This is a genomic window from Bifidobacterium asteroides, from assembly GCF_030758775.1.
In the GTDB taxonomy this organism is placed as follows: Bacteria; Actinomycetota; Actinomycetes; order Actinomycetales; family Bifidobacteriaceae; genus Bombiscardovia; species Bombiscardovia kimbladii.
The window spans coordinates 203,320-215,074 of sequence record NZ_CP132384.1 but is presented as its reverse complement, the minus strand read 5'-3'; the positions used below and the strand labels follow the sequence as shown (position 1 = coordinate 215,074).

General features: G+C 63.3%; 8 protein-coding genes. 4 read left to right on the top strand and 4 right to left on the bottom strand.

Going from position 1 to position 11,755, the window contains the following annotated elements:
* Positions 1-13: 13 nt before the first annotated feature.
* Positions 14-970 (bottom strand): TatD family hydrolase, encoded by a 957-nt coding sequence (locus tag RAM15_RS00765; protein ID WP_306221649.1) that lies wholly within the window; start codon positions 968-970, stop codon positions 14-16.
* Positions 971-1,168: 198 nt separating this feature from the next.
* On the opposite strand from RAM15_RS00765, the gene RAM15_RS00760 reads away from it, so the two are divergent.
* Complete coding sequence (locus RAM15_RS00760) at positions 1,169-2,233, top strand: glycoside hydrolase family 43 protein (RefSeq protein WP_306221648.1); 1,065 nt, start codon at positions 1,169-1,171, stop codon at positions 2,231-2,233.
* A 325-nt stretch (positions 2,234-2,558) separates the two neighbouring features.
* Here RAM15_RS00760 and RAM15_RS00755 read toward each other — a convergent pair whose 3' ends face one another.
* Positions 2,559-5,579, bottom strand: a complete 3,021-nt coding sequence (locus RAM15_RS00755) for an HAD-IA family hydrolase (protein WP_306221647.1) — start codon at positions 5,577-5,579, stop codon at positions 2,559-2,561.
* 227 nt (positions 5,580-5,806) lie between these two features.
* Positions 5,807-7,678: a methionine--tRNA ligase gene (gene metG / locus RAM15_RS00750; RefSeq protein WP_306221646.1), complete on the bottom strand. Its 1,872-nt coding sequence runs from the start codon at positions 7,676-7,678 to the stop codon at positions 5,807-5,809.
* Positions 7,679-8,107: 429 nt separating this feature from the next.
* On the opposite strand from metG, the gene RAM15_RS00745 reads away from it, so the two are divergent.
* Together RAM15_RS00745 and RAM15_RS00740 are read left to right on the top strand one after the other, a co-directional pair.
* Positions 8,108-8,584, top strand: a complete 477-nt coding sequence (locus tag RAM15_RS00745) for a hypothetical protein (protein WP_306221645.1) — start codon at positions 8,108-8,110, stop codon at positions 8,582-8,584.
* The gene (locus RAM15_RS00740) at positions 8,581-9,027 is read left to right on the top strand and encodes a variant leucine-rich repeat-containing protein (protein WP_306221644.1); all 447 of its coding nucleotides are present in this window, start codon (positions 8,581-8,583) and stop codon (positions 9,025-9,027) included. The genes RAM15_RS00745 and RAM15_RS00740 overlap by 4 nt, the downstream gene beginning before the upstream one ends.
* Here the strand turns inward: RAM15_RS00740 and rsmI are convergent.
* Positions 9,006-9,959, bottom strand: coding sequence for a 16S rRNA (cytidine(1402)-2'-O)-methyltransferase (gene rsmI / locus RAM15_RS00735; RefSeq protein ID WP_306222209.1), 954 nt, complete (start codon positions 9,957-9,959; stop codon positions 9,006-9,008). The two genes, RAM15_RS00740 and rsmI, sit on opposite strands and share 22 nt — an antisense overlap.
* Before the next feature lie 223 nt (positions 9,960-10,182).
* Here rsmI and RAM15_RS00730 point away from each other — a divergent pair, with 223 nt between their 5' ends.
* Positions 10,183-11,739: a dolichyl-phosphate-mannose--protein mannosyltransferase gene (locus RAM15_RS00730; protein WP_306222208.1), complete on the top strand. Its 1,557-nt coding sequence runs from the start codon at positions 10,183-10,185 to the stop codon at positions 11,737-11,739.
* Positions 11,740-11,755: the final 16 nt, after the last annotated feature.

The window sequence follows — 11,755 nt, the reverse complement described above, 5'->3', positions numbered from 1 at the left end:
CGTCGAACATCCTTCACAGGCCATAAACCCGGCGCGTGGTGGCTGCTGTCGCTTCGGCCACCTGGGCCAGGGGGCAATCCAGCGCATCGGCCATGGCACGCAGGGTGTAGGGAATCATGTAGGGGGAGTTGGTGCGTCCCCGGTAGGGCATGGGACTCAGGTAGGGCGCATCGGTCTCCACCATGATGTGGTCCATGCCGACCACGGACAGGGCCTGGCGGATTCCCTCGTTGCCCTTGTAGGAGACCGTCCCCGAAAAACTCAGATACCAGCCGTGCTCGGCGGCCACCTGGGCCATCTGCGCATCCCCCGAATAGGAATGGAAGATCGTGCGCTCGGGGGCGCCGTCCTCCAGCAAGGTCTCAATAACCTGCCGATGGGCGTCGCGGTCGTGGATCTGCATGGGCAGGTCCAGCTCCTTGGCCAGGGCGATGTGATCGCGGAAGGCCTGCCGCTGGATCTCTTCGGCCCCTTGGCCGGTTCGGAAGAGGTCCATGCCCGTCTCTCCGATGGCCACCACCTGGTCGGGATATGCGCGAGCCAGACGGGCGACCTCCTCCAGCGCCTGCTCGAAAGAAACCTCATGCCAGGGCTGATATTGCAGCGGCAGTCCATCCGGTCCCGGCACCCCTCGATGGCCGTGCAGGACGGCCTCATTGGGATGGATAGCCAAGGCCGCGTGAACCACCCCGGGATGGGCCAGTGCCAGATCCACAGCCGTCTGCAGGTTGGGCAGCTCGCAACCCACGTCGATGGCCCCGACCACCCCCACAGCACGGGCCCTTTCCAGCTGCTGGTCGACTGTGCGGACGGGGACCGGATCCTGCCCGCGCTCCCTGGCCTGCCGGTCCATCTCCTGGGCGAAGGGGACCACGGAGGCCATGTGGGTGTGATCGTCGATGACTCCGATGCCTTCGGGCAGTGGCTCGGGATCGGGAGCCCAGCTGCGGTTGCGATGATGCTTGCTCATGGTCCACAGTCTAAGGTCTTGTGCGGCCCAATCTTCGACCCGCCCAGGTGGCCGACTGCGCCAAAAGGGAGGACTGCAGCTAGAATCACCTCTGACGGCCCAGGACCAGCCGGATGGGAAGAACGAAGAAGCAGCCGTCGTCCGTCTGCCAGTCCCCCGCCGCCGCGGTACCGTTGCCGAACGCAGAAAAGGTGGATTATGTCTATGGATTGGCAGCCCTCGTTCGAGGCGACCAGCGCCTACCTCTTCGTCCACTTCACCGGCCATGAACAGGCCGAGACGGATGAGCAGCTCTACTTCGCCCTCAGCCGGGACGGCCTGCACTGGCATGACCTGCGCGCCCAGGGAGACCCTGTTCTGACCTGGAGCGAGGGCGAGGGCGGCGTACGCGACCCCTATATTGTTCGAGGCCCTGACGGCCTCTTCCACATCATCGCCACCGACCTGTCCGTCTACCACAGGGGCGGCTGGCAGGAGGGCCGGTCCACGGTGGATGGATCCACCGGCCTGGTCATCTGGGATTCGCCGGACCTGGCCCACTGGGGCAGACCCCGCCTGGTGGACGTGGCCTCGGCCATTCCCAAGGCGGGCATGGCCTGGGCACCGGAGGCCTGCTGGGATGCCGACAGGGGGCAGTGGATAGTCTTCTGGGCCACGGCTGCCTCCGACAGCGCCGAGGACCCGGCCGCAGCCGACCTGGCCAACGAGCTGGGTGACGGCATCAACATGTACTACGCCACCAGCACTGATCTGGTTTCCTTCTCCCGCCCGGTCAAGTGGATCGACCGCAGCAACGGCATCATCGACACGACCATGCTCAAGGCGCCTGACGGCTGGTGGTACCGGGCCTCCAAGGATGACCAGATCACCCTGGAACGCACCCGCAACCCCTATGCGGCCACCCACGAGCTGGTGCGTACCGACGACGACCAGGCCTGGTCATACCTGTCCAACCTGACCGACATCTTCGGCCAGGGGCGCTACTCCTCGCGGTATCTGGAGGGCCCTGAGCTCTTCCTCTACAACGATGCCGACGCCGCAGGACCCGACGGGCGAACCATGCCTTTCGGCTTGATCTGCGACCAGTTCGCCGAGGGCCGGGGCTATCTGCCCTTCCGCTGTGCCGATCTGTCTTCCAGAGAGCGGCAGGACTGGGCCTTGGTCAGCGACATGAACTTCGGCCGGCTGACCAAGCGCCACGGTTCCATCATGCCCATCACCAAAAGCGAGTACCGAATTCTGAAACGGACCCTGACCCGCTGAGCGGCGGCAGCATGCAGGCAACCATGACGAAGCCTCACACGAATAAAATCCCATAATCGTGCGTAGGTGCTCCAATAAATGCCTCCACCTGTACCGCAACAGGGAACGCGGCCAGCAAAACCCAGACCTGGGCTAGAAGTGAGCCAAATCAGGACATGTTCACTTGTAGTTTTTTATGAGACTGTTCCCGAAGCTACAGACCCACTCAAGTCCCTAGCGTCAAGTCCCAATTATCCTCGATCAGTCCGGCATCCACTTAATCCATTGGGGTCTGCATCAGGTGCAACTCCGGATCCCGGGTGTGTCTAGGCCCAGAATCCGGAGATCATATATGGCGTGGATGCCCCTGGACTAGAAGATCCAGCTCGGGTCCTGACACGCGCTTCAGATCGACACCGTCTGTCGTTACAGCAACCTGGAACCTGGTGCCCCGCACCTCCAGCTCGTAGGTCATCGAGCGCCAGGACGAAGGCAGGCGGGGGTCAATGCTCAGCCCGGTCCCGCCGGTATCCCGAAGGCCGCCGAAGCCGCAGACTAGGCTGGACCAGACGCCTCCGCAGGCAGCCAGGTGGATGCCGTCGGTCGTGTTGGCATGCAGATCGTCCACGTCCGTAAACAGGGACCGGCGGAAGTACTGCATGGCCAGCTGGTCATGCCCCACCTCAGCGGCGAGGATGGACTGGGAGGCTGCCGACAGGGTCGAATCCCCGGTGGTCAGCGGATCGTAATAGTCGAAGTCAGCCCGCTTCTGCTCCGGAGTGAACCAGGAGCTGAGCAGGTAGAGAGCCATGACCACGTCGGTCTGCTTAAGCACCTTGTGACGGTAGATAACCAAGGGATGGTAGTGCAGCAGCAGGGGCCTGGCAGTGAACCTGTCGAAGTGCCAGCGTGGCCGCTGCATGAACTGGGCGTCCTGGGCATGGACCCCCTCCTGATCATCGAAGGGGACGAACATGGCCTCGGCCGCGCTGGACCATTTGTCGGCCTCCTCCTCGTTGAAGTGCAGCCTTTCACGTATGGTGCCGATCAGATCTGGGTGCTTCTCCCGTAGGTGCTGGTAGGCCTTGTAAGCAGCCAGGAGGTTGAACCGGGCCATCTGGTTGGTGTAGAGGTTGTCGTCAACCAGGACCGTGTACTCGTCGGGGCCGGTCACGCAGTGAATGTGGAAGCGGCCGTCCTCCTTATAGCGCCCCAGGCTCATCCAGAGACGGGCCGTCTCCACCAGAATGTCGATGCCCTCAGCCTGCAGGAAGTCTTCATCGCCGGTGACCTGCACATACTGGGCCACCGCGTAGGCGATATCGGCATCGATGTGGTACTGGGCCGTGCCCGTAGGGAAGTAGGCGGAGGCCTCCTCACCGTCGATGGTCCTCCAGGGGAAGAGGGCGCCGTTCAGGTTGAGTGCGCAGGCCCTGCGCCTGGCGGCAGGCAGCATCAGGTAGCGGTAGTGAAGGACGGCTCTTGCCCGGGCAGGCGCTGAATAGATCAGGAAGGGGAGAATGTAGATCTCGGTGTCCCAGAAGTAGTGGCCGCTGTAGCCGGACCCGCTCAGACCCTTGGCACCCACGCCGTTCTCGATCTGGGCTGTGGACTGGGCCAGCTGGAAGAGCTCCCAACGCACCATCTGCTGGGTACGACCGCCATCGTCGGCCTGGATGCGGATATCCTGACGCTCCCAGAACCGATCCAGCCATTCCCGCTGACGCCGCTCCAGCTGATCAAGAGAGAGGGTGCTGACCTCCTCCAGCCGATCACGGCAGTCCTCGACCAGATTCCTGGTTCCCTCGCCCCGGGTCTGCACGACCAGACCATTGCCGCTGGTGCCAGCCGGAAGAATGGGGTGGCTGCGATAGACGGCGTAACGGACCAGACGGGTGGAACCGCCCTTGGGCACGTCCATGCGCCAACCGGAGCCCTCGACAGGCCGGCCGTCCCTGAACTGCCTGACGCCCAGGGCCAGGCTGAGCCGTGAATTATTGCAACGGAAGACCCTGCAATCCGCACTCAGCTCACCGTAGACCGCATTGTCCAGCACCTCATGGATTCCACAGCCGTCCACAAAGGTCGACTTGCGGGGGTCACTGGAGTTGACATGGCGGGGGTTGTCGGCGTTGACCGGACCATCGACCACCACAGCCATGTCCCGGTCGGGCGACTCAACGGTCAGCGTGCAGACGCTCAGGCTGCGGTCATACAGGCAGACCATGCGGGTGAGCACGGTCTTCAGGTGGATGCCATGACCCAGATCGTACAGATTGGTGGTGGTTGCAATCCCGGCTCGGAAGTCCAGTCGCTGAGTGGTCTTCTCCGGCCTGCCCAGGGGCAGCCCTTCCACCTTGAGGGTGAAGTCCGAAGCATCGGGCACTCCTTGGATCAGCTGACCCACTTGGGCGTATCCGTAGGCGCTTTCGGGATGGGCTATCCGGAAGGTGTCATGGAATCCGCTCAGGAAGGTACCGTTGCCCAGGCAGCGTTCCCCGCCGCCTTCGCCCCTGACGCCGACGGAGCCGTTGGTGACCGAGAAGACTGTGGCGCTGACAGCATCGGGCCGACCGTTCTCGCTGAACCCCCACTCTTCTACAGGGAAGCGATCCTCATCCAGACTGGGGTCCTCCCCCTGCCCGCGCTCGCCGGCATCGTCGTCGATCAGCTCGATCAGCTGGTCCACCACCAGGTCCGCGCCCGCCTTGAGCAGCTGCTCGCGGCCGGCACCCCTGTTCACGCCCACGACCAGGCCGAACCTGCCTGCATGGCCGGCGGCTACACCAGAGAGGGCATCCTCGACCACAACGGCATCCTCATTGCGCAGGCCCAGCACCTTGGCCGCATAGGCGTAGGTGTCCGGGGCCGGCTTGCCCTGAAGGCCCATCTCGTCCTTGAGATTGCCGTCCACCACAGTGTCGAAGTATCCGGCGATCCCAGCGGCCTGGAGGACCTGGGCCGTGTTGCGCGAACTGGACACCACAGCCAGACGCTTCTTGTCGGCGCGCAGGTGCCTGAGCAGATCCACGGTGTCCGGGTAGGGATCGATGCCCTTCTGCTTCAGCATCCGCTCAAAGGTCATGTTCTTGCGATTGCCGTATCCGCAGACGGTGTCCAGCTGCGGATCGTCATCCGGGTTGCCCCAGTCCAGCTCAATGCCCCTGCTGCGCAGCAGGGCGTCGACGCCGTCATAGCGGGGCCGGCCATCCACATAGGCGTAGTAGTCCTGCTCCGTGTAGGCCGGGACGTTCCCGGGCAGGACCTGATCGAACAACGCCTTCCAGGCGGCCTTGTGCAGGATGGTCGTGGGCACCAGCACCCCGTCCAGATCGAAGAGCACACAGGCGAATTGGGCAATCTTCATGGTTACTCATCCTATGGGTCTTCCATGACGAAAGAACCCGGCGGTTCGAAGAGCCGCCGGGCGAGAAGAGAGAGAGAAGAAGGGGTTCAGTTATCGGGGCCGCACGACCCCCATCGGCCAGTACTTCAACCGACAGAACAAATATAACCAGCGCTACCTTGGAGGAAGTGCCCGAAAACCTCAAAGTTCTCTGTGAATCACGAATGCCGTCCCGGGCGCGTCGACCGTCACTTGCCCTGGTCGCCCAGCTTGGCCTGCTCCGCCTCGAATCGGGCGCGCTCTTTGGCCTTGCGGCGGTCCAGTTGCTCCTGGAAACGATCCAGCTCCTCCTGCACGGCCTCCTTGGGAATGCGCGGAAAGATAGGTGTGGGCCGTTCGATCGGCGTGCCGTCCCTGAGGGGCTCACGCGCCCAAGGGTGGACCGTCTCCCCCAGCCGGTAGTCGCCGGTGATGATGGGATAGTGGAAGCCGGACCGATCCAGGTCGTCAACCTCCTCGACACGAGGCAGGGGCGAGAAGGTGCCCTTGCCGCCCATGGTCTCCCAGACCCGCTGAGAAGCATGCGGCAGGAAGGGGGCCAGCATGGTGTTGGCGTCCAGCACGGCCTGCGCTGCGGTGTGCAGGACGGCAGCCAGTCGGTTCTGGTCATCCTTGATCTTCCAGGGCTCCTGGGCGGAGATGTACTTGTTGATATCGCCCACCAGAGCCATGGCCTCGACCAGGGCGGCCTTCTGGCGATGGTGCTCGATCAGGGAGCCCACGGTATCGAAGGCCTGCAGGCTGCGGTCCAGCAGGGCAGTATCCTCCTCGGTCAGCCAGTCCTCCTCGATGTGGGGGATGCTGCCGAAGTCCTTGTTGAGCAGGTTGGCCACGCGGTTGACCAGGTTGCCCCAGGAGGCGGCCAGCTCCTCGTTGTTGTGCCGGATGAACTCCGCCCAGGTGAAGTCCGAGTCCGAGGTCTCCGGACCAGCGATGGAAATGTAGTAGCGGACTGCATCGACCGGGTAGCGCGCCAGGATGTCCTTGACGTAGATGACGATGCCCCGCGAGGAGCTGAACTTCTTGCCCTCCATGGTCATGAACTCGCTGGCCACCACCTGCTCGGGCAGGTTGAGCTCGCCGTAGGATCCCGGCTGTCCGCCCTTGGACCCCTGGCCGTTGTAAGCCAGAATCTCCGAGGGCCAGATCTGCGAGTGGAAGGTGATGTTGTCCTTGCCCATGAAGTAGTAGCCCAGGGCCTTGGGGTCATTCCACCACTTGCGCCAGGCCTCGGGGTCGCCCTGACGGCGGGCCCACTCGATGGACGCCGACAGGTATCCGATGACGGCGTCGAACCAAACATAGAGCTTCTTGTTGGGGTCGTCGACCCAGCCGTCCACAGGCACGGGAATGCCCCAGTCGATGTCGCGGGTGATGGCTCGCGGCTTGACCTCCTTGAACAGCCCCAGGGAGAAGTTGAGCACGTTGCTGCGCCAGCCCTTGCGGGTCTTCAACCAGGCCAGGTTGGCCTCGGCCAGGGCTGGCAGATCCAGGAAGAAGTGCCTGGACTCCTCGAACCGGGGGGTCTCCCCGTTGATCTTGGATACGGGATTGATCAGCTCGTCCGGATCCAGCTCGTTGCCGCAGTTGTCGCATTGGTCGCCGCGAGCGCCGTCAGCACCGCAGATGGGGCAGGTCCCCTCGATATAGCGGTCCGGCAGGGTCCGGCCAGTGGAAGGCGAGATGGCCACCTTCTGCTGGCCTTCATAGATGTAGCCATTGGCCCTGCACTGGCGGAAGAGCTCCTGCACCACCTTCTCGTGATTGCCGGTCGTGGTCCTGGTGAAGAGGTCATAGCTGAGCCCCAGATCGCACAGATCCTTGACGATGACCCGGTTGTAACGGTCGGCGATCTCCTGGGGACCCACACCCTCTGCGTCAGCCTCCACCAGGATGGGAGTGCCGTGCTCGTCAGTCCCCGAAACCATAAGGACATCATTGCCCTTCATGCGTTCGTAGCGTGCATAGACGTCCGAGGGGACGCCGAACCCAGCGACGTGGCCGATATGACGGGGCCCATTCGCGTAGGGCCAGGCGACGGAAACAAGGATATGACTCATACCAGCAAGATTATCGGCTCAGGCCTACAATCCCCCTGCTCGTCCACAGGACTGCCGTCGAGCAAGCAGATTATCCACAAGTACACAAATTTGGCCCTCCTTCAGGCAAACTCGGGACCAGCCATTTACAGTCGAACCATGAATCCAGAACACGTCCTCGGGGGAGTGACGTGGACGCCTACCACTGCCCATGGCGCCAGTCGCACCCTCAGAGCTAGAACAAAGCCGCCAGGCCGAACACCGCACGCCGACACCGCCCAACAGTGGCCCGGACCACCAGCCGGGGCAGCGCCGATGCGCACCCGCGGCCGTCCTCCTACGACCGAATTTGGGGCCCTGACCCCCGATCCCAAGCCGCTGCCCAGTCTGATCCAAACCGGAGATCTGCCCGGCCCGCTCAGCCTCAGCCTGTTGGTGAATGAGGGGATCGTGACCTGTCTGGACCGATCCTGCTGCTATCTGAACGAACAGGCTGAGGGACTCTACGGTCGCGCCTCCATCGTCATGCCCATGGTCCCTTACGGCGCAGCAGCATGTGGCGGACTGGCGCTCTGGATATGGATCAACGGCCGTTTCCCCGACACGCTGGACATTATCTCCAACTCCCACTTCCGCACGCCCGTTCACGGCAGGCCCCTGCACCCCCACCAGCGACAGCTGGATGCCCGCTATCTGATGAAGCTTGGGAAACTTTGGGTGACTTCGCCGCTCTGGACGGCCTGCGACCTGGCCTGCGACCCCTCGGGCCGGTGCAACGGAGAAGAGACCATGGCGGTCTTGCATGAGCTCATGGAGCGATATCAGGTCAGCTGCGGATCCTGCGAGGCGCTTCTGTCCTCCAACCCCCGCTGGCCTGGCCACGCTCAAGGGCTGGAGACCATAAGAAGACTCAAGGCGATCCTATGAGTCTGACAGTGAGGTATGCCCGAGGTACGCACGGCCATCATCGGCACCGAGGCAGGGCCCGGAGACATCGTGGGTTGTCCGCCACTGAACGCATGGCCCGGCTCATGACTGCCATCAGCAGCCGGTCGCGCTCCCCAGCAGATGACGATTTGAGCCAAGACGAACCTGATGGCATCCACCCGATGGCCCAGATGCGCGCCCCGCCACCGGAGCCTCCCCTGGTGCCCACAGCGCTGATGGCCACAGACCCCGCGACCGACCCGAGCATCCTCTGGGCCATCGCCCGAGAAGAGCCTGAGCTGCGCCGGTGGCTGGTGGCCAATCCCGCTGCTTCGCCAGCCCTGCTGGAGACCATCTCCCAGCTGGGCGGGCCCGGTGTGCGCAGAGCGCTGGAGGTGCTGCTGGATGAGGGAAAGGGGAATCAGTCCTCCTTATCCTCTTGAACGGCCAGGGCATAAATCCGCTTGCGATTAGGCAGGCTGCCATCAGCCAGGGGGTGCTCGGCAGCTACCCGCGCGATGGCCTCCTTGAGCCGCAGGCCCTCGGTTCGAGCCAGATCACGTGCTAGAACCGCCAGCCGCCGATCATCCATGGCCTCAGGATCGTTGCGCCTTGCCTCCAAGGCGGATGCACCAGCCACGACCAGGACCATCTCTCCCCGGGGAGGATCCTCCTGGAGGGAACGCACAATTTCTCCGACTGTGCCCCGCCGGATCTGTTCATGTTCCTTGGTCAGCTCCCGGCAGAGGGCCATGAGCCGGTCGGGGCCGAAGACCTCCTGAAGGTCCTGCATAGCCTGATCAATGCGGTGAGGCGTCTCGTAGAAGACCAAGGTCCGCTCCTCGCTGCGCAGGGTGCGCAGATGCCGCAACCGCTCCTGGTGCCGACGGGGAAGAAACCCCTCATAGCAGAAGCGGTCGGTCGGCAGACCAGAGAGGGCCAGGGCATCCAGCACGGCGCTGGGGCCAGGGGCACAGGTGACCGGTATGCCTCGTTCAATGGCCCGCCTGACGATGGCCATGCCCGGATCGTTGATGGTGGGCATGCCCGCATCTGAGACCACCAGCGCGCAGGCTCCGTCACAAACCTGATCCAGGATGGGATCGGCCATTCGCCGCTCGTTATGATCGTGATAGGCCATAACCCTGCCGCCTACGCGTACCCCCAAACGATTGGCCAGATCATAGAGCCGCCGCGTGTCCTCTGCTGCCACCAGGTCCGCCGACTGCAGGAGCTCCACCAAGCGTGTCGAGGCATCGGCGACATTGCCTATAGGCGTGGCCGCCAGCACCACTGTTCCACCTGAAACACCGGGTGAAATCGACCCTGCATGGCTTTCTCCACCCTGTATATGTCCATCGCTCCGGCCGTTCATGCTGCTCATGCCTTCAGTATGGCCTAATCTAGGGGTGATGACATCTTTGGCAGGGCTTTCTTCGCAGCATCGCTCCTCCAGACACGGCAGGCACGCCGCCCACCGGTCCGGTCGCCCTGTCATGCTGTACATCTTCAGCAAGCCCAAGGGTCACCACACCAAACGAGGGATCTCGATACCCCGGTTCTCTCGGCGGCAGAGCAGCTGGCTGGCCTGCATACTCATGGCGCTTCTGGGCGGGCTTCTGCGGTTTGTACGGCTGGGCAGCCCTCGAGCCATCGTCTTCGACGAGACCTATTACGTCAAAGACGCCTGGACCATGCTGATGACCGGCGAGCCGCGCAACTGGCCCAAAAAAGCCGGCCCCCTTGACCTTCCCATCGACCAGATCTTTGCCCAGGGGCATACCAGCGACTGGCTGCCCCAGGCCGAATACGTGGTTCACCCGCCGGTGGGCAAGTGGTGCATCGCCTTGGGTCTCAAACTGTTCGGCGGAGCCGGGAATCCCTTCGCCTGGCGAGCGGCCACTGCCCTTGTGGGCACCATCGCCATCCTGCTGCTCTGCCGAGTAGCCCTGCGCCTCTTCCATAACCTGCCCATCGCCCTGACAGCCGGCTTCCTCATGGCTATCGATGGTCTGGGCATCGTTATGAGCCGAACCGGCCTGCTGGACAACTTCGTCATGATCTTCGTCCTGGGAGCCTGGCTGTGCCTGATGGGCCACCGGGACTGGGCTCGGACCAGGCTGCGACAATCCTGGGCCAAGGATCAGGCTGATTTCCGCCTGCACTACCGGGTGAAGGTCATCCAGTCACAGGGACAGCAAGGACGGCAAAGCCGTGTCGAACTGCCCGTGGCCACTACCGGCCCCTTCATCGCCTGGTCCTGGTGGCGGACAGGAGCCGCCCTGCTCCTGGGCCTGGCCACCGGCACCAAGTGGTCAGGCGCCTACTTCTTCGCCGTCTTCGCCCTGATCTCAGTGCTCTGGGATGGCTGGGAACGCCATCAGGCAGGATACGGATCCTGGCTGCAGAGCGCCGTGTTCAGGGACGGGCTGCCGGCGGCCCTGCTTATGATCCCCGTCTGGGCGGGCACCTATCTGGCCTCCTGGACGGGATGGTTCCTGCACGGGGATTCCTTCATGCACAGCTGGGCGGCCCAGCACCCTGGCCAGGGTCTGACCTGGCTGCCGGAGGGGTTACGATCCCTGGCTGAATACCACCGGCAGATGTGGCACTTCCACACCACCCTGCATACACGACACCCATACATGGCCAACCCCCTGACGTGGCCCTTGCAGATCAGACCCACCAGCTTCTACTGGCAGAAGATCACAGGCTTCCCCGGCTTGTGCGGACTGGCCAAGGACTCCCCCTGCGTGGCCGCCGTCACATCCTTGGGCAATCCCCTGACCTGGTGGTTGGGCAGCATCTGCATGGTTCTGGCCATCGTCATCGCCGTCGTGGTCAAGCACGGAGATTGGCGGATCTGGGGGGTCTTGGCAGGCATGCTGGCCGGCTGGCTGCCCTGGATCCAATACATGAACCGGACCACCTTCACTTTCTATTCCATCGTCATCCTGCCCTGGATGATCCTGGCAATCTGCTATGTGGTCAACTGGCTACGGCAGAATTCGGACAGTATCCTCTACCGGCAGACCATGATCATGGGCCTGACCCTGCTGGGCCTGACCTCGGTCTTCTTCTATCCGCTGTGGACCGCCATGCCCATCCCCTATGACTTCTGGCGCATGCACATGTGGCTGTCCAGCTGGATCTAGGACAAAGGAGGCGGCC